Below are 18,662 nucleotides of genomic sequence, written 5' to 3'. Positions count from 1 at the left end.
ATAGGCAATCAAATGACAGATGAAAAATTTACTCCTTTTTATCCTATTAACAAGGATGGCTCAGTTAAACTATGTACGTCATTACTTATATATAAGGAGGTAAAACCAAACATATCTGAAGACACTAGAACATTAATAAAAGCTGAACTTATTCGTTACAAGCATGATACCCAGAAATTTTCATACGAAGAACGAATAAAACAAGAAATAGAAGGATTAGAAAGCATCTTTTATATTGATTTTAATCATGGAAATATTCTTAATGAACAGTTGAAAGAAGTAGCTAAGACTACTTTAATTAGATCATCATAAACAATAATACAATTATTCCACAACATGTTGGCTAGTAAATCTAGCCTTTTAACAACACAATAAATACAACTATAAATATAACTAATTATAAGACTATAAATATGGGCAAAATAGAAGAATATAAGGACGAGTTAATCCGTATCCAAGAGATATCAATCCTTGACACAGTGGACCTTGTAGAACGTGCAAACAATCAAGACAAAGAAACAAAAGTGCGGAAGAGGTGATGCATTTTGGTTATATAAATCAGCCAATCAAACACTTGCTATAGCAGCACGTATCGAACAACTACTTACAGCTAAAGCGAATCAAGCGACAGAAACAACTGAAGATCAAGAAAAACAAAAAGAAGCTGAAGCAGAGAAACTACTATCTTCAGTCCGTAAAGAACTCGGTAAACGTAAGAAGGTATCTAAACAAGATGGCAAAGAAAGCGAATAAAGCTGTCTTTGTAGAGTTCTATTTAGTGTGGGCGCATGTACAACGGATGGCATGTTCCCGACTTTCATTTAGATGTATGTGAATGGCTTGATAACCTCAAGGGCTTAAATCTTTTAATGCTTCCTCGTGGTCATTCAAAGTCCACAATCTTAGATGTATATAACGCTTACCGACTCTATAAAGATGCAGATGACATTATCCTTCATCAAGGGGCTACAGATGCCGATGCTTATAAATGTTCTAACGGAACTAAACATGTATTAGAGAAGCATCCTCTATGTTGGAACAGACAAAAAGTAAAACGGACTAACTCAAAAATGGTGGGTACAAGGCTCTACAGATGTAAAGCATGGCTCACTACATGCAAGAGGAATCTTATCTAACATTACAGGGGCAAGGGCTAAACTGATTCAATCCGATGACGTTGAAAACCAAGTCACAACATCTACTCCCGATGCTAGAGAAAAGCTTAGATATAGATTGTCTGAACAGATCCATATTTTAATCCCTGGGGGTGAACGCTTATTTGTAGGTACACCGCACAGCTTCGATTCGCTATACACACAAATAAAAGAACAAGGAGCGAACTGTCTAATACTGAAGATGTTTCAGAAAGAAGCTCGATTTACTTCAGGAGAATTCGAAGTCTCAACCATATTTAAACCTGAATATCTTTTTACAGGGATTGGTACTCATGCTCGATTATTGAATCTTATAGATGACTACACGATTGAGAAACGAGACAACGATTACTTGATCAAGCTGAATCAAAAACATCATTTAATTGACTGCTATGCAGATGCTTTATGGTCCGATAGGTTCACTTCTGAAGTGATGGAACTCAGACGTAGGGAATGCTCAACAATAAATGAATGGGATTCACAGTATCAGTTACATGCTAAACCTTTAGGCGAAATTCGATTAGATCCTGACAGACTCATACCTTATTCAGAAGAGGTACGCTTCACTCAATCTAATGGTAATACCATGATGATGTTGGGGGATAAACGTATCGTATCAGCGACTTGTAAACTCGATCCTTCTAGTGGCAAAACCAAGTCAGATGTAAGTGCTGTAGCTCTCGTATTAAGCGATGAGAACGGTAAATTATATTGGCATAGGTCAGTAGCCTTAACAGGTGATATATGCCTTACAGACGACAATGGACAGGTTACAGGGGGGCAAGCATGGCAGTTAGCAGACCTCATCGAAGAGTTTAAATTACCCTCAGTTATAGTTGAAACTAATCGGCATAGGTGGTCATGTTCCATCTATTCTTAGATCTGTACTCAAGAAACGTAATATCCATTGTGGTGTTATAGAAAAACATGAATCACAAAACAAGAATAAAAGAATCATTGGTACTTTAGAAAGTCCATTACTCGGTAGCTATTTATATGCTCACCAATCTGTACTCATTTTGAATGGAAAGGAATCTCCTCAAATCAAAGAAATGAGATTGTACGATCCGTCTATTACCAATCAAAAAGATGACTATATAGATGCTTTAGCAGGGGCTATCAGTGCTGAACCAGTTCGTATTGGCTCACATAATAACTTTGCAACCTACAATCCAAACAATAATTGGCAATCTAATCAATACCATGAGATGAAAATTGACTTTTAAAAATACAACTATTAATCATTGTATTAAAACAACAATAAAATATAACCTCATTAGGAATAATAAAAATAATGACAGTAGAAAATCAATTCCCTTACCAAAGCTTTACCGCTAATGGCTCACAGACCAATTTCGCTTTGGGCTTCTATGTAGATGATAAAACTCATTTTGACGTTAAGAAAAATGATCAAGCAGTAAGTAAAACTGACTATAGCTACAACTCATATAGTAATTCACTTGTATTCAATTCAACTCCAAAAAATGGAGATGTAATCGAAGTCACAAGAACAACAGCAGCAGACAGAGCAACTACCTATGCTACATATAACAACTCATTCAGACCTGAAGTATTAAACAAGGATATAGACCGTGTTTGGCTGAAGTTACAAGAGTTAGGAGTATCAGATTGGGTTACAAATAACCGAGTAGACACTGTAAAAAATTATACTGATCTCAAAGATGCTGAGGTTAAACAAGCCTTATTAGATGATATCTATAAACAAGGTTTAGCACTTCATCAATTAGATGCCTATTACAACCACTTGCTGAGTAGAATTTCTACAATTTCAACAGAAAAAGGTTGGGATGCTAGCCTTATTGCAGATGGAGATAAAACACAGCATCAAATTAATGAAATTCAAGCTAAAAAAAATAATGAAACAGTTTCAATTAAAGACTTTGGTGCTATTGGTGATGGAACACTACACACACTTCAGGAATGGGTAACAGCAGGAAAATATAAAGATTTAGCTGCTATTAAATCTAAATTTTCATTCGTAACATCACTCAGTCAATCTATAGATTGGTGTGCAACTCAATATGCTGTGTTAAATGCTAGTAGCGTATTCTGTCCAAAACGGAAAATATGTTCTTAGTGACGCTGTAGAGACACCACATAATACAACTCCATACAATGTAGGTAATTTCTCGAGTGGTGTAAAAATCTACGGTGAAGGTTCTAAGACAGCTTTTACTCGTAATGACATTCGAGAAGCTACACGTATCTTTAACACAGAAAGAACTTCAACTACACAAGCATCAGATACAGCAAACAGCCTAGAAGCATGTTTCTCAGTATATTGTCCTTATACAAGCATAGTAGATATGACATTACAGGACAGTGCTATAGGTATATATATTGGTCAGAATTATAAAAACTCTTTTACCTCATTAAGTAATGCATCTAAATCAAATTTTGAGCGTTTAACTATAGATTTTTGTGGTACGGGCATCTTGATGTTGGCGTGTGGTGGTAATCACTACATGAACTTTAGCGATATTCACTTTATAAGATGTCAGATTGATCTACATCAAAGATCATCGTACTGGTGGAAGATCACTCAAAACCGTGGAGATTCAAACAATAATCGTAATACGTTTACAAGAATTAGATCAGCACGTTCACGTATAGGTATGTGGAATGAGTGCGGTGATACTAATAACTATCTTGGTTGGCATGGTGAAACAATGCCTTCATCAGCTAACACTTTTACTCTTCCTCATGGTTTGCCAACGGATCTAACAACTGAATGTTTGTTTATATTTAGCGGTTCAAATCAGTTAAACACAGTTTCTTATTGCTTTGCTGAAGGCGTGACATGGCATGTCTATAACAATGGCTACCAAAACAGATTTACAGATAATGGCTTGGTAGAAGCTCAAGTAACTATGGTTCAACAGGCTAGAGAGTGGAAAGGGCGTTATGCATCAAGAGACAGAGGTATGTATATAGCTGATAATGCATACCCTCAGATGACTTCTTTACCGTTAGCAGGAGCTTTGTATCTTGGAACTGGATTGACGGATGGAACAACAATTGTAAATGGTGTTCGAGTTATATCAAAAGATATGTGGCATACACCTTTAACTAGTACTAGAGGATCTTTTGATAAAAAGTTTCAAGTTGAAATAGGAGCTGTTGTAAAAAATACGCCAACAGTTGTAATGCTATGGAATAATACAGACTCAAGCTCAACAGGTTTCTTTGAAATCGAAATAGTGGCTCGTTCTGAAACGGCAGGAGAGTTTGCAAGCTTTATCACTAAAGCGTATGTAACTGCACACCGCACTTCAGCTAAGGCTTTGGCTCAGTATAGTTGTTCTAAAATTTATTCAGTACGAACAAGTGGAGAGAACACTACAGATATAGTTGAAGCAAATCATATTACTGTCACTATTCAGAAAAATTCAGTAACACCACAAATACTAGAATTAGTCATGAACAGTCCATTCAACTTAACAGCAACTACAGTATTTGTAACTCAGAAAACTACAAAATAATTAGAAGAAGAATAAAAATGAAAACAGGTGACATCTATTTAACTGGCTTTCTATTTGCAATACGGTTTTGCTATTTATTTAGCAAAGTCTGTAGCCACACAAGATCAAGATTCATGGAAAGTAATAGGAGCTAAAGCTATTTTAAATCGGCTTTACTTCTCTTATGGCTCGGTGCAGTTTTGATGTGGGCTTCCGTACCAACTTTAGCAGTCGTAGGTTTGGCTGCTTTATTTGGAACTTTAGGAACAGAAGTGGTATGCAAATATTTTAAGTATCAAATCAATAAGAACATTAAAAATATAAAACTAGACAATAAAGAAGAATAATTATGACATTCAAACTTGGTAAAAAGAGCTTAGAAAAACTAGAAGGCGTACATGCTGACTTGGTAAAAGTTGTGAAACGTGCAATCGAAATATCTGAATGTGACTTTACAATCACTGAACGGATTACGCTCTAAAGAAAGACAGGCTCAACTCGTCAAAGAGAAGAAATCAACAACTTCAAACAGCAGACATTTAACAGGTCATGCAGTAGATCTAGCAGCATGGGTAGACAACACTATCTCTTGGGACTGGAAGTATTACCATCAAATTGCTAAGGCTATGAAACAAGCAGCAGATGAACTCAAGATTTCAATTGAATGGGGTCGGTGACTGGAAGACCTTTAAAGATGGACCACATTTTCAACTAACATGGTCCAAGTATCCTAAATAGGGCATATTTTAAAATATGCCTCTAAATAACAAATTGCCCTTACTTAATAAGTAGGGGCTTTTTCAACTCCCCATCTCTAATACCTATACCAAATCTTTTTGCTAAAGTCGCATGTCCTCTTTTATCAGGCTGAGTATAGAATCTTCTAGACACTTCTAGCCATTGTTCCCAAGTTAAATGGAAAATATCAGAAATCGGTTGAACACCAATAGAAGGTAAATCTCGGTTAATATCCGCTAAAAACTCCTGCTGTGCTTGCACATAATCTTTTTCATTCATTATATCTTGACTGTTCATAAAGATTAACCTTGTTTTCATTTCTGGAAACTATAGTCTAACTAAATAAAAAAGACTCAAAAATTTCTGTTCCACCTTTACAGTATGTACAGAATACTGTACATTTAATTTAGAGTTAGGTGCTACCAAACTATCTAAATGTCGAACTAGATTTCATAAGCAATCAGAATTTTATATGAGCCAAGAGTGCCAATAACTGAATTAAGCTGAATCAGTATCATGACCAAACTATCTAAAGCACATGCCTTCTCTAAAGGAAACACTATGCAAGTATTTACATATACAGATGCTCGAAATAACCTCAAAACTGTTTTAGATACAGTTATAGATGATGCTGATGTAGCTGTGATTACACGTAAGGAAGGTCAACATGCCGTTGTGATGGGTCAAGACTATTACAACAGTTTAATGGAAACATTACATTTGATGTCTTCACCAAGTAATGCAGCACATTTAGCAAAATCTATTGCAGAGTTACGAGCATCTAAGACTATCGAAAGAGAGCTTTTAGATGACACGGAAGATTAGTTGGACACCTACCGCTTGGGAAACTTATGTTTACTGGCAAGGGCAAGACAAGAAAACATTGAAGCGGATTAATGCTTTAATCAAAGAGAGTCTGAGAACTCCATTTGAAGGGATAGGAAAACCTGAAGCTTTATTAGGTGACTTATCAGGATTTTGGAGCAGACGAATAGATGAAAAGAATCGAGTTGTTTATGAAGTAACAGATACAGCGATAACGATAATTTCATGTCGCTATCATTATGAATGATAAAATTTGCTCTCTCTTACATTATTTGTTGCCAGGCACATACCCAAAGATGAATTGAATAACCGATGGATGTAAGAGGAATAGGGGAGATATAATGTTATCTCTCTTTTTATATTAATTTTTTGAGATTAAAGTAAATGAAAAATAGTGATAAAGGATTTGGTGTTGTAGATATACTAGTAACTAATGAAAAAGAAAAAGCTAAGAGTTTTTTTAAAAATGTAAATAAAATTAGGAAAAAAATTGCCTGTAATTTACGTGGTGAAATGGAAAATACCTATTTAAATGTAGCAATTAAGTGTGGCACAAATAATACTGAAACTTCTATTATAGCAAGTAGTATTGATACTACAGAGATTGAGTGTTCTCATTGTAAAAAAACAATTATATTTAATGAATTAGGTAGGCTACGTAAATCAGAATCAGTAACTGTATCTTCGCATACTATTCTTGTTTTAAAGACAAATAGAGATTTTAGTATGTAGTAAAAGGGGGCTTTAATAGCCCCCCACAGAGTAGGTGCTTTTTATTTAATTTGAACTTGAATTTCATCTAAAGTTTCTTGTGAAATATCTTCTGCCACATCATAAGAACGGTCATCTGGGTGTTCATAATTATCTGGATCTTCCTCAAAATTACCAATACCAGCATCTGGTTCACCATAAATATCTAAAACAATATGGTTAGTCATAGTTGGACCGCCAAAATCAGTATTGAGATTTAGCGCAATAATATTATTATCCTCATCGCGGATAGTCTTCACTGTAACTTCATCAATTGGTACTACAAGACCATTCTCAAATTTAATTTGCTCAGGTAATATAATTTTTTTATCTGAATCTTCGAAAGCCTTTTCAGCCATGATAAATCTACCAATAATTAAGCGGATTAATATCAATAGCATAGAGTAACTAAAACAGCAAAAGCAGCTTATTTTTTATTTGTAACAGTTAATTTAAACAATAAAATCATACACATAGTAGCCGTAATTATAAAATCACATGCATAAAGTAACCTTTTTCTGACCTCACATGATAGCCTTTAAAGCCAGGACAAAATTAAAGAGTTCATTAGACTAAAAATATATAAAAATACTAGAATAACATTAGAAATTTAGTTTATAAGATATCATTGAAAATAATCACTTATACTTTAATTTTATGAATATTTTGTTAGTTAGAAGTCATATATCAATCATTGAAAAAGACCGTATAGGCTATGGTTGGTCTAAAGTCCAATTTTCAGAATTTTCAAATTTACCTGATTTAATTCAAGAAATTAAACAACAATATGTTAAAGGCATAGGTAGAAGTACCAATCGAATTAAAAGGTTTTTTAATCTCTCAGAAGGTGACATTGTTGTAGTTCCTTTAACCAAGTCAATTGCTATTGGAATAGTAAGTGGTAAAAAATCATTTGATATAACTTTGACAGACAAAAAGGGTTGTAACCTTGTAGATGTAAGCTTTTTTAGAACAAATGACGGTCATATTCTAAGAATACCTCGAAAATCACTTACAACTGCTTTAGAGAGTAGGTTAAAGGTACAGTCTCATAATGTTAATTTGAAAGAATTTAGAGATGAAATTGAAAGAATTGTTGAGTCGATATCATCTAATGGTACATTTAAACAAGAAAGCTATTTATTAGAAAAAATAGCTGAAGCAGAAGTAAAGTTTAAAGAAAATTTACTTAAATCTTTAACTACTGGGTCAAATTGGTTAGCAGCTGGTGGAGATGGTCTTGAACTACTTATCCTGGAACTTTTAACAATCGAAGGATATACAGCGAAAAAACAAGCTAAGGGTCAATCTTCTGATATTTCAGATATTGACATCAAAGCCAGTAAAGTTGACAGATTTTCTGAATCTAATTTAGTTTTTCAGATCAAGCATCACAATAACATATCTAGTAAGCATGGATTAAATCAACTTATTGCTTATTCTGATTCCGATGATATAGAACATGAAAAATGGTTCATTACTACAGGTAATTTATCTGAGTCTTCAGTTCAATATGCTGAAGATCATAATATTAAATTTATGATTGGATCTGAGTTGGTTGATTGGATCTATGAAAATCTTAGTGAACTGTCTTTTGGAACAAAACACCTATTAGGAATTATTGAGATCCCTATATTAGCAACTTAACCAAAACCATTTAATTTACAAAACTTTACATTATACGAAGACTCAACTTTAAAAACAGTTAAAACGATTGGCTAAAAGTTACAGAAAACCTTGTCAAGTGGTTCTAAAAACGTGGAACATAAAAAAGCCTAGAACCGAATTAGAACTAGGCTATATAAGCTACTGATTAGTATAACTAAAATACTTTCATTTCGTATAATATGTATTATGTTAAGTTTTTACATAAGTTTACAATAGATCATTTATTCTTATCCTCTTTAGATTTTTTATAAGAGTTGAATAAACTTCCAACTAAGAAACCAAGTGGACCTGCTACCACAGTACCTAATAAAGCAGAAGAGGATATACCTATAGATAATGGATCTGAATTATTATTAATTTTTAAAATATTTTTCTCAATATCTTTACTTTTAATATTAACAAGTTGTTTAATTTCATCTTTAGATAATCTAACTTTACTTAAAATAGCTACTTTAGAAAAAATATCTTCAGATATGAAAAATTCAACTTCTTCTGCGGTTATTATTGTTTTATTATCAGTCTTACTTAAATAGTTTTCTCTTAGTTCTTTTAATATTTTATCAGATAAATTTTTATCTTCTGTCGCTTGTAAATATAATTTAAAGTCTGTTAATTTTTTATGTATTTCATTAGATGAAACTATTTCAATACGTATATTATGACCATACTTATTTGTTCTTATATTATTAAACTCAATCATTATTTCTTCTACAAGACTAAAATAATCTGAAGTTTTAATACCCACTAAAGAACAAAGCATAAATATAAATTCAGCATTTATATTAGCTTCCCCTCTTTCCATATTTCCATATGCGCCTTGTGTAATGTCAAAAAGCTTAGCCATTTCTCTTTGGCTTAAATTCATTCTGTTTCTTATTTGACTAAGTAAATATCCAGAGATACTGCTAAGTGAAATGATGAATGTTTCGGTTTCAGTAGTCATATGTTTGTCCTTTTTCTTAAATCTATTGTATCACAAAACTAAGCAAATAATCTTTTTTATGATATTTGAATAGAAAAACTATTCATTCAATAGAAAATTATGTATAGTTTGTTCCATGAGGTCACAACGACAAACTGAAATAAAGGAATACAACATGACAAACTTAACTGCTGAACAATACCAAGCTCTTTCTAACGTACCTGTAGAATTTCGCTCTGAACCACAAGAAGAAGTTATTCGAGCATACGAAGAATTGCACAAGCTTAATGTGGATGGAGATCTCCCTATAGAAGCTCCTGAATCAACTCCTGCACCTTCTGTAATTGAAGCTGAAGGCGAAGAGATAGCACAGCCTAAAAGTTTCTCAGAAGTGATTACAACGCAATCTGAAGTGGTAGCAGAAGATGCTGAACTAGGTGCTTTGATGCAAGCTAAAGAGCGTGTACATTCTCAAATGCTCCCTGCTTTTATACGTAATGAAGTAGCTGACTTTATCCTGGTTGCTAGTGTTGCTGAATGCTTTGCAGAACACCGTACACATACGATTGCCTATGATGTTCCTGAAGAATTGCGTAAACAATTTAATAAGGTGAACGCTTACCAAAGCTTTCGCTCAATCCTGACCACTGAGTTAATGAGTCGGGAAATTAAGAGTGAATTATCTAAAAAGAGTTGGGCTACGATCTGTACTGAATATACGACTCAATCTACTGGAACAATTCGTAATACTGAAGCAGACAAGTCTTTAAAATACGGATCTCAAGTCATCTCTTATTCTGATATTGTGAAATACACCCATAATCCTGAAAACTTTTTAGGGCATGTAAAAGTAGAATTTGAAACAGCTTCTTTAGAAGGATTAAAAACTGAACTAGATGCTTGGCTTGATATTAATATTGACGAAGCACGTATCATGCAAAAAAAATGGTATACCAAAAATGCTTCTAGTGTTCTTGAATTGCTTGATAACATGGACCAGTACAAGCCACCACGTTTAACTGAAGTTAAATTTCAGTGTTATAAATTATTGTTAGCGATTGCTAAACTTTGGGGTGAAGATCATTTCAACAATGTATTAATGATTGTGAATGAAATTGCTTTAACAAGTGGTATTGCTGAACATGAAAAATTTGCATGTGCTTTAAAGAAAGCTTTGGGTAATGCCCAGGCTCATTTTGCACAACCATTAACTCAAATGCCTTCAGATACAATTATTGCTGAATTGAATAAATTGGAAGGGTTTAATTATAGTCGTCAAACCTTACCGACTGCCCTTGCTGACTTAGGTGTGAATAAAGAGACAGCACGTAAATCTATTATTTTCTTTGGTAATACGGTTCAGGGATATGAAGTGGAATTGCTTACAAGTACTTTAACTCCATTCTTTACAGAGAATGATGGGGCAGTAACGAAGTTTTTAGATAATCTTAAACACGCAGCTTAAATGAAACATTGGATTGCCCTAAAGACTGATCACCTTTAGGGCTTTTTCTTTATTCAGTTACCATATTCAACTTATGGTTTTTAATTTTTTCATAAGTTTCATGGTCTAATTTAGCTTTAGCACGTTCTAATAAAACTTCACGGATATATGCGGTTAGAGTCGTACAATCTTCTAAATTTTCAGTTTCAAAAGCTTCATTGATCAACAAGAACTCTTCAACCAAAAACGGAACATTAATCGCTGTACCAATGAATTGTGGTTTACGGTCACGTTCACTTAAAACATTTTCATAATAAGTAGTAATACTCTTGCCATTCTTAGGCTGAGACTTTGGCTTAACTTCAGACTCTTTACCCTTTTTTGCTTCAGCTCTAATACGGTCTTTAATCAGTTTTTGCTTACTGCTTGTTTTAACTTCAGTATCTTTTTCAGCTTCAGTTTTTAATAACTCTGCTCGTTGTTCAGCCGTTAAAGTTTCTTTTGCTTCAACAACTTCAGTCGGCTTTTCATCACGTTTACGAATTACATTAGCCATATCAAAGAGCCTCTAATAACCAGTTATAAAAATCATCTTTTGCCTTATTTGAAGCCATTTCTAAAACAGACTGGCTTGCAGCAGCAGCTTCTTTAAATTGCACACGTTCATGTAATTTAGCGGTCATGGCTGTATAAGATGGGTATTCAGACTTCAAATACTCAATTGTATTTTCAGCATCTTTAGACTTCACATTCGTACTTGCACGACTGATAAAGAAATACTTCTTCAGTCCAGGATTAGCTTTAGCCTGGATCTCATCAACAAACGCTGTAACCTGGGGCAACACATCTAAATCAAACTGACTTGTTTGTGTTGGAATATACAAACGATCTGCTACAAATAAAGTTGAACGAAATTCCTTTGAATCCTTACCTGCAACATCAACAACTACATTGTCGTAAGACTTGGTTAATTTACTGAGTTCTGTATCAAGCTCACCTTGTAAATAGACACAATCAAAGTCTTTAGATTCACGGTACTTATGCCAAGTGAAAGCAGTTTTTTGGTCATCCGCATCGACAAGAACAACTGAGCCTTTAGTTGATAAGTAATAGGCTAAGTTTGTTGCTGTTGTACTTTTCCCTACTCCACCTTTACGGTTGGCTATTACATATATAGTCATATATATAAATCTTTAAATTGTTATAAATATACAACGATAATAGCTTATATTTTTAAGAGTGAAAAGAACATTTTCTTTATTTTGTAACGGGATACGGTATGATTTAATACATTGAATTGGGGGTAATATGAAAAAACTTGTAAGAAACCTAATAAGTAGCTTTCTAACTTTATTAAGTATTTGTCTCTTTATAGCATTGTTGATTATTTTAAGGTTTAAACAAGATAGTCCCTTAGTAATAGTTGGCATGTTAGGTGTTTGCGCTACCTTATATGCTCCTCTTTCTGCATTCTATTTCTTTGGGAATTGGAAAAATGAAACTGTCTATAAAGATGTTTTAAATGCAATTACTGAACTAAATTTAAAAGTTAAAGAGTTTGAAGAACTACACCGTAATGCTGATTCAATTTTTACTTCTCAATATCTTATAAACTTTGATCAAGAAATGCATAATATTATAGATTGGCAACTTTCTATCATACATAAAAATGCTCCTATTAATAGCATTGAAGATGTATGGAAATTTGATATGCCAATTAAGGAAAAAAAATATGAAGTAACTACAAATATTTTAAATTCATATAGAGAAACAATTATAAGTCATCTTAATAAGTTAGAGCAGGAAATTAAATTTAAAATTAATGAAATTGAAGTTCTAAGTGAAAATCATGATATATATAGCCCATATCTAGATAAAATAGACTTCACATTTATATATAGTAACTTGTTAAGATCATTAGATTATTATTTAAACTTCCAATTCCTCAGAACTCCATTATGGGGCTTAAAAAATTCATTTGACGCTTCTTACGGAGAGGAAGTGTATAAAAATATGGAAGTTCAAAAATATTTAGAAGGCTATCATAACAATCCACCTGAGAATTTCATCAGTAAAGGTTTTACTTCAGAAGAAACCTATAAAAATATCATCAAAAAAAGAATACTAGAAATTAATAATATATCCAAAAGAATTCAAGAGAATTTTTGAGCTATTATTTTAATAAGATGATGTATGATGTGGTGCATTAGATTAGGGGGTTATGGGTTATATGCCTGATATTCAAAAAATTAACACGTATATTCATTATTATTTATTGGCAATACTTTCTACAATCCTAATTTGGGGTGGATTTGAGTATATAACTATTTGTAATGGCGAATCATGTAAAATTGCTACTACACGTCTTTGGTGTGGACTGGTTGTAATATCTGCTATATTTATACCAATAACTCTCGTTTTATTCCCTTACATAATTCAATCGATAAAGCAAAGTCCAAACGAAATAAGAAATTTTTTTAAAGAACTAGAAAATCCTCAAATTGCACCATTTGGCTTAATTTTAAAACTAGCCATAGCATTTCTTTGTGTCTGTTTGTTTGTCCTATTTCTCTATTATGCAGGATTAAACAGTTTTGCAATAAAAGAAAACTCTGTAGCGGCTACTCAAGCGAATATGTTTGTAGTAGCTGCTACACTATTTGCTCCATTAGCTGCTCTTGTTTTTGTTCAAGATTGGAAAACGCAACACAATAAGACAACTCTTTCCAAAGAAGCAAAAGAAATATGGCACAGTCTTGTAAATCTTAATATTGAAACAGATGAGATAGATAAAATATATATGAGATCAGGACAAATACAACATTTAGTGTATTTTAAAAGTGTGCCTGATCTTTATAACGCAACTGTAAAGCTCCTTGAAAAATATGAGGAAAGATGGCTATCTTTACATTATTTTTTGGAATTATCAGAAGATAATAATGAAATTTATATAAATTTTTACGGTGCTATAAAAAGTTATAGACAATTTATTAATAAAATAGAAGAAAGGGATACTGTTGGTAGCATAGAACCAATTGAAAGCGAATTAAGAGATGAACTAATTTCTCAAAATGAATCTGTACGAAAATATCTTATACAATATATACTTTTAAAATAACCCCCCCTGCTCCATCGTGGAAACAGGGGTAAAGGAAATAACTTTTAAGTTGGGTAATAGATACCTTTTGCACCAATTGATCTTAATACGATTAGTTGTAAGAGTGAGATTGAATGCCTGTCATCCAGTCTCACATCAATTAAATGAAGCATGATAAATAAATTTATTGCTAAGTAAGTGATTAAAACTGCTTCCATATTAATATGCTCTGAAGTGATCATTTATATCTGATAGGTTTTCTGTGTATGAGCCGTAAAGGTCATCTATATCAGATTCAAAATCTTCATCTTCAAATTTAAGAAAATTATGAGCTAGTTCTGCATCTGCATTAATTAATGTGAGTGAGCATTTCTTATAATCTTTTTTAATTTCTTTTAAGTGATACAGTAATTCGTTGTCGTCTTCTGCTTCTTCAACGGATCTGCCGTTATATAATCCAGTTACTAAGATTTTTTCTTTGATGATTTTGTTGTATTCAGATTTGGTTAATTTTTTCATTTGTTCCTATGCTCGTTAATATTAAAGGGGCTGTTACACCCCTCACCTTTTGTTTCTTATGCTTGTAATTGGTAGTTATCTGCTTCCACTACTTCTGTTGCTAATGGCTTCATCATTCCAGATTTAACCATTTTTCTAACTGCTTCATCATGCCCTTGTTGAGTGAAGACGATTACTTCGTTGTAGCAAATATAGCCCCACGCATTAGTAAATGGTTTACCAGTTCTCATCAGACGCATGTAGTTATGTTGGTTTGACCATGAAGCAGGACGGAATGTTTTAGCGTCATGACCAGTAGCCCATCTCTTTTCTACAATCCACTCTTTAATAGCTTTCTCTTTTACACCAGTATGTTGAGCAAATTCACGAATTGAGTAAGTACGTTTCTTATCTAGGACAGCATCAAATACTTCAGCTTTTGGAGTTTGTACTTCAATCACTAATTGCTTTTGAGCTATTTCTAAAGCTAACTGTTCTTTTTGTTCTTCAGCTTCAATTAAGAACTGTAATGCTTCTTTAAAGTTACCTGGTAAACGTGGTTGTTGAATTGCTTTTTCTAACTCCATCCAACGGTCCACAACTTGACCTAAGAATTGAGGTGATAGTTGAGCAACAATAATCATTGTGTCTCGTTTACCTTGTTCACCTTCAAATACATAAACTTGTAAGTCTCTGTTTTGGTGATTTTTAATAACCTGCAATGCAGGGCATTGAATTACACCTTGAGATACAAGACGTTCTATAGAAGTCTTAACATTGTCATGTCTTGATTGAACTAGATCTGAAATTTCCTGGCTGTTCATACTAATAGTTGTATTATTCGTTGTAATAATAGTTGTATTAAATGGTGTAGAATTTTGGGTATTTAATGCTAAGTTTGTCATTTTTATATTTCCTTTAAATAACGATTTTTAATCCGCTTATATCCTGATTGGATGCAGACTTAATATGTTTGTTTTCTATCTTCATTATAGTCAGTGAGGTCTTTTAATATGGGTTGACTATGCCCCACTTTTGTTTTTATTATTTTCTTTATAATATGAATTATAAAATATTAAAAAAACCTTGTCAAGTATTCTTAAATGTGATAATGGAATTATTATAATAAAGAGTCAACTTATTTAAATACCTTGAAAACTTAAGATATAATCAAATAAACTTCAATTTAAACTAAATCTAATTGTTCTGCTTCTTGTAATGTGCTTTTAGCAATAATGTTTTCATACTCATCATTGAGCCAATCATTTAATAATTTACGCATACGTGAACTTGGTACATAAATATTAATTGGATTACCCTCACGAATGGCTGAACGCCATACCCATTGAACCATCTCTGATAATGCAAATACATCTTCATTTACAGGAAAGCCTTTCATAGCTGAAGCTTTAACGACCATTGGATTTGGAAATAGGTTAAGTAAGTAAGCTAAGTTTGTTTTTTCACGATATTCATTAGTTGCTTTAGTGTTGAAAGCAAGCCATTCATCTTTATAACGGCTACCTGCAATAGCTGTTTGACCATCTTTGAATGAAGTCCAAAGTCTATCCCCTTTCTTAGCTTTTGCTTTGTTACGGAAATAGTTGTCTAAGTTCTTAGATAGTTGTTCACACAACACTTTTTTATTTGTTCTGAATTGGCTTGAGCTTAAAGCTGTCTTTTTAGTACCAATCTCATTAATGAAAGCATCATCTGAAATATTAACCAGGTGCTTAATTTGAGAAGGTTTATTACCGAAGCGGATAAGTTCGTAGTTCACGCCATATGATTTCAAATACGCTGACATTTGCGAACCTTCAAACATATAAGTAGCAATCCATACTTCTTTGAACGCTTTCAAGGTATCAATACTTAATTCCCAAACAATCAGTTTTTGGTCCACATATAAGAGCTGACCAAGATCACACATCGTTGCAAGGTTTTCGTATTTAGTACCTGTAGGATCACCACCATTATCACCAAAGTTTTCACGTTGAAAACGAAGAGTTACATTGTCATTTTCATCAATCTTAATCCATCCTAAACGGAATAAAGCTTCTAACTCTGTAGCTGTATATTCACCATATACATCATAGACTTGGATTGTTTCATCAATTACTAAAACGTAGTCCTTTGCATCTTCTAGCATTGTAGGAGTTAAGTTCATAAATAATTGGTGGGTACTTACTACATTCTCTTTATTTTTAATTAAGTATTGAAGGCTTTCTGCTTTATTTCCGCCTTTGTAACTTGGGTGTTTGAAACGTCTATCTTTTAATGGTGCATCTTCCAAGTAATCATAGTGAACACTGGTATCGTCTTCAGTTGTGATTAATGGACGTTTGAGATTATCGTCTTCATCGTAGGTTGTACCTGATACACGATGACATTCATCTAATAAGGGAGTGATATAGAGGAAGTTTTGATTAGTTTCTGCTGTTCTAATGTTTTCTATTATTTGAGTTGTCTTACCGCTACCCATCATTGCGTCATATACTTTAAACACGGTGCTTATAGTTCCTATTGGCACGTTTTCTTTTCCTTATGTTTCTTTTTTAGTGTCAGAAAGCATGCCAAAGACAGAACTTTCTTCTTGAGACAGATTATACCAACTCAAGACAAAACGTGTCAAGTATTTGTCTTAAGGTATGCCAGATTGTCTTAAACTCCTTATATTACTTGGCTAAAGCTATGTTTAAGTTTAAATTTAAAGCTGTGGATAAGTAAGACAGGTTTTTGTCTTGGCTAAAACTAGGAATAGTACGGCTCTCGCCCAAATACGATACTCAAAAACACTGAAATTACGAGCATGTTTTAAAGGTGGCTGTGACAAAACCTTGTCTTGGTCTTTTTGTAAACTAATGAGTTATAAGAGAAAAAACAAGAAAACCTTAAAACAATAATGTAGGATTTTAGGTAGGCATAAACGGACACATACATCACCTAAACCGTATCCCCTTCCGCACTCTGTTTATACTAGCAATTGATCAATTCCAGTACAGTCGTTTGGATGCTCAAACTATTATTCGGCATAGATCAATACTAACGTATTGTCCTATACGCTCATAAAGTTTCGAGCTGAGAGTCTTTTTAATCTCAACTAGTATTTTTTAGAGACAATTATTTTTAATTATAAAGAATATATAAAAGAGGTTAAAAAACAGGCTAAGACAAAACCTTGTCTTGGGTGACTCAAAAACCTCCCTTTTTTAGGGCTTTTTAAGACATTTATCTTAAAGAGAAGATTACTAAAAAATATATAAAGATTTAGGGTTTATAAATTAATATTAAGTATTGTCTAATTTTTTAATAGATAGAGATAATTATAAAATATATCTAATAAGTTTGACATTTCTTTACTTCTTTATATATCAAGAACAGCAAACAGATCTAACGATCTATTTACTATTCTTTAAGCAATACTTACTTATTTATCTTTATATCACTCATCCACAACGCTCTAATGAGCATTGCTATTCATTAATTAGTATTCTATTTACTTAGTATGTAACAAGCTAAATCTATATCTGTATCCTGGTCGGACACAGCTATATCTTTACCTTTAACAGCCAATATTCAATCTACCTCCCTATGGTGTACTACCGTACCCAACATGGACGATACATTGAACTGGCTGCTACTTACTTACTATTTCTTAGTACCACTCATTAAATAGTTTAATAACTGTATAAATAATAAAAAAGTAAGGAGAGATGGAAGGTTCAACGATAGTTGAAGCTTTCAGATCTTAGAGAATACTATTTAATAATTAATAAATAGATACTAAAAATAAATAGTTATGGTATGTAACAGTCAAACTTCTATACTCCTTATCAGTCGTATATTGTTATCCTTAACAGCTAGTAATGATCAATCTATGTTCATTGTATTACAATACAATTCCATATCTTAATCAAATTATCTGCTTACTAAATAGCCTATGTAGTATCTGTATTCTTATAACTAAAAGTTATACAGGTTGACAAATTATATAAAAAATGTTAATGTATTAACTGTTTTCTATAACTGTTTTCTATAACTGTTTTCTATAACTGTTTTCTATAACTGTTTTCTATAACTGTTT

General features: G+C 32.8%; 23 protein-coding genes. 15 read left to right on the top strand and 8 right to left on the bottom strand.

Annotated features, from left to right (window positions below):
• The first annotated feature begins 12 nt into the window (after nucleotides 1–12).
• From E0H80_RS16290 to E0H80_RS16950, 8 genes are all read left to right on the top strand, one after another.
• Nucleotides 13–312 (top strand): hypothetical protein, encoded by a 300-nt coding sequence (locus E0H80_RS16290; protein WP_131367460.1) that lies wholly within the window; start codon nucleotides 13–15, stop codon nucleotides 310–312.
• A gap of 183 nt (nucleotides 313–495) precedes the next feature.
• Nucleotides 496–753 carry a hypothetical protein gene (locus E0H80_RS16285; protein WP_131367458.1) on the top strand — a complete coding sequence of 86 codons (258 nt, stop codon included), beginning with the start codon at nucleotides 496–498 and terminating at the stop codon, nucleotides 751–753.
• Nucleotides 754–1,233: 480 nt separating this feature from the next.
• Nucleotides 1,234–2,034, top strand: coding sequence for a hypothetical protein (locus tag E0H80_RS17090; RefSeq protein WP_323052972.1), 801 nt, complete (start codon nucleotides 1,234–1,236; stop codon nucleotides 2,032–2,034).
• Entirely contained in the window at nucleotides 1,991–2,380 is a 390-nt protein-coding gene (locus tag E0H80_RS17085) for a hypothetical protein (RefSeq protein WP_323052971.1), read from the top strand. The genes E0H80_RS17090 and E0H80_RS17085 overlap by 44 nt, the downstream gene beginning before the upstream one ends.
• Before the next feature lie 68 nt (nucleotides 2,381–2,448).
• The gene (locus tag E0H80_RS16275) at nucleotides 2,449–3,252 is read left to right on the top strand and encodes a hypothetical protein (protein ID WP_131367455.1); all 804 of its coding nucleotides are present in this window, start codon (nucleotides 2,449–2,451) and stop codon (nucleotides 3,250–3,252) included.
• Entirely contained in the window at nucleotides 3,209–4,657 is a 1,449-nt protein-coding gene (locus E0H80_RS16270; protein ID WP_131367453.1) for a hypothetical protein, read from the top strand. Before E0H80_RS16275 ends, E0H80_RS16270 begins: the two co-directional genes overlap by 44 nt.
• Before the next feature lie 182 nt (nucleotides 4,658–4,839).
• Nucleotides 4,840–4,983, top strand: coding sequence for a hypothetical protein (locus tag E0H80_RS16680; RefSeq protein ID WP_165494331.1), 144 nt, complete (start codon nucleotides 4,840–4,842; stop codon nucleotides 4,981–4,983).
• A gap of 2 nt (nucleotides 4,984–4,985) precedes the next feature.
• Nucleotides 4,986–5,117 carry an endolysin gene (locus E0H80_RS16950; RefSeq protein ID WP_228260018.1) on the top strand — a complete coding sequence of 44 codons (132 nt, stop codon included), beginning with the start codon at nucleotides 4,986–4,988 and terminating at the stop codon, nucleotides 5,115–5,117.
• Between the two features lie 296 nt (nucleotides 5,118–5,413).
• Here E0H80_RS16950 and E0H80_RS16260 read toward each other — a convergent pair whose 3' ends face one another.
• Nucleotides 5,414–5,671: a hypothetical protein gene (locus tag E0H80_RS16260; RefSeq protein WP_131367451.1), complete on the bottom strand. Its 258-nt coding sequence runs from the start codon at nucleotides 5,669–5,671 to the stop codon at nucleotides 5,414–5,416.
• Nucleotides 5,672–5,935: 264 nt separating this feature from the next.
• Between E0H80_RS16260 and E0H80_RS16255 the strand changes: the two genes are divergently transcribed.
• The 3 genes from E0H80_RS16255 to E0H80_RS16245 all read left to right on the top strand — a co-directional run bounded on the left by E0H80_RS16255 (nucleotide 5,936) and on the right by E0H80_RS16245 (nucleotide 6,931).
• The gene (locus tag E0H80_RS16255) at nucleotides 5,936–6,199 is read left to right on the top strand and encodes a type II toxin-antitoxin system Phd/YefM family antitoxin (RefSeq protein ID WP_131367508.1); all 264 of its coding nucleotides are present in this window, start codon (nucleotides 5,936–5,938) and stop codon (nucleotides 6,197–6,199) included.
• Complete coding sequence (locus E0H80_RS16250; RefSeq protein ID WP_131367449.1) at nucleotides 6,183–6,446, top strand: Txe/YoeB family addiction module toxin; 264 nt, start codon at nucleotides 6,183–6,185, stop codon at nucleotides 6,444–6,446. Before E0H80_RS16255 ends, E0H80_RS16250 begins: the two co-directional genes overlap by 17 nt.
• 137 nt (nucleotides 6,447–6,583) lie before the next feature.
• Nucleotides 6,584–6,931 (top strand): hypothetical protein, encoded by a 348-nt coding sequence (locus tag E0H80_RS16245; RefSeq protein ID WP_131367447.1) that lies wholly within the window; start codon nucleotides 6,584–6,586, stop codon nucleotides 6,929–6,931.
• A 41-nt stretch (nucleotides 6,932–6,972) separates the two neighbouring features.
• Here E0H80_RS16245 and E0H80_RS16240 read toward each other — a convergent pair whose 3' ends face one another.
• Nucleotides 6,973–7,308, bottom strand: coding sequence for a hypothetical protein (locus tag E0H80_RS16240; RefSeq protein WP_131367445.1), 336 nt, complete (start codon nucleotides 7,306–7,308; stop codon nucleotides 6,973–6,975).
• A gap of 298 nt (nucleotides 7,309–7,606) precedes the next feature.
• Between E0H80_RS16240 and E0H80_RS16235 the strand changes: the two genes are divergently transcribed.
• Nucleotides 7,607–8,596, top strand: coding sequence for a restriction endonuclease (locus E0H80_RS16235; RefSeq protein WP_131367443.1), 990 nt, complete (start codon nucleotides 7,607–7,609; stop codon nucleotides 8,594–8,596).
• A gap of 238 nt (nucleotides 8,597–8,834) precedes the next feature.
• Here the strand turns inward: E0H80_RS16235 and E0H80_RS16230 are convergent, their stop codons facing one another.
• Nucleotides 8,835–9,560 carry a helix-turn-helix domain-containing protein gene (locus E0H80_RS16230; protein ID WP_131367441.1) on the bottom strand — a complete coding sequence of 242 codons (726 nt, stop codon included), beginning with the start codon at nucleotides 9,558–9,560 and terminating at the stop codon, nucleotides 8,835–8,837.
• Nucleotides 9,561–9,714: 154 nt separating this feature from the next.
• Between E0H80_RS16230 and E0H80_RS16225 the strand changes: the two genes are divergently transcribed.
• Nucleotides 9,715–11,004: a hypothetical protein gene (locus E0H80_RS16225; RefSeq protein ID WP_131367439.1), complete on the top strand. Its 1,290-nt coding sequence runs from the start codon at nucleotides 9,715–9,717 to the stop codon at nucleotides 11,002–11,004.
• 49 nt (nucleotides 11,005–11,053) lie between these two features.
• Here E0H80_RS16225 and E0H80_RS16220 read toward each other — a convergent pair whose 3' ends face one another.
• The gene (locus E0H80_RS16220) at nucleotides 11,054–11,539 is read right to left on the bottom strand and encodes a hypothetical protein (RefSeq protein ID WP_131367437.1); all 486 of its coding nucleotides are present in this window, start codon (nucleotides 11,537–11,539) and stop codon (nucleotides 11,054–11,056) included.
• 1 nt (nucleotide 11,540) lies between these two features.
• Nucleotides 11,541–12,164 carry an AAA family ATPase gene (locus E0H80_RS16215; protein WP_131272035.1) on the bottom strand — a complete coding sequence of 208 codons (624 nt, stop codon included), beginning with the start codon at nucleotides 12,162–12,164 and terminating at the stop codon, nucleotides 11,541–11,543.
• A 127-nt stretch (nucleotides 12,165–12,291) separates the two neighbouring features.
• Between E0H80_RS16215 and E0H80_RS16210 the strand changes: the two genes are divergently transcribed.
• A complete protein-coding gene (locus tag E0H80_RS16210) occupies nucleotides 12,292–13,152 on the top strand; it encodes a hypothetical protein (RefSeq protein WP_131367435.1) in 861 nt (286 codons plus the stop codon).
• Between the two features lie 61 nt (nucleotides 13,153–13,213).
• Complete coding sequence (locus tag E0H80_RS16205; RefSeq protein ID WP_131367433.1) at nucleotides 13,214–14,101, top strand: hypothetical protein; 888 nt, start codon at nucleotides 13,214–13,216, stop codon at nucleotides 14,099–14,101.
• 198 nt (nucleotides 14,102–14,299) lie between these two features.
• Here the strand turns inward: E0H80_RS16205 and E0H80_RS16200 are convergent, their stop codons facing one another.
• The 3 genes from E0H80_RS16200 to E0H80_RS16190 all read right to left on the bottom strand — a co-directional run bounded on the left by E0H80_RS16200 (nucleotide 14,300) and on the right by E0H80_RS16190 (nucleotide 17,108).
• Entirely contained in the window at nucleotides 14,300–14,599 is a 300-nt protein-coding gene (locus E0H80_RS16200; RefSeq protein ID WP_131367431.1) for a hypothetical protein, read from the bottom strand.
• A 56-nt stretch (nucleotides 14,600–14,655) separates the two neighbouring features.
• On the bottom strand, nucleotides 14,656–15,483 hold the full coding sequence (locus E0H80_RS16195) for a phage antirepressor KilAC domain-containing protein (RefSeq protein WP_131367429.1): 828 nt from the start codon (nucleotides 15,481–15,483) through the stop codon (nucleotides 14,656–14,658).
• Nucleotides 15,484–15,764: 281 nt separating this feature from the next.
• Nucleotides 15,765–17,108, bottom strand: coding sequence for a hypothetical protein (locus E0H80_RS16190; protein ID WP_228260016.1), 1,344 nt, complete (start codon nucleotides 17,106–17,108; stop codon nucleotides 15,765–15,767).
• Nucleotides 17,109–18,662: the final 1,554 nt, after the last annotated feature.

The sequence above is a fragment of the Acinetobacter sp. ANC 4779 genome, from assembly GCF_004331055.1.
Classification (GTDB): Bacteria; Pseudomonadota; Gammaproteobacteria; order Pseudomonadales; family Moraxellaceae; genus Acinetobacter.
Note: the sequence above shows the minus strand (reverse complement) of the source record. Positions and strands in the feature narration are given on the sequence as shown.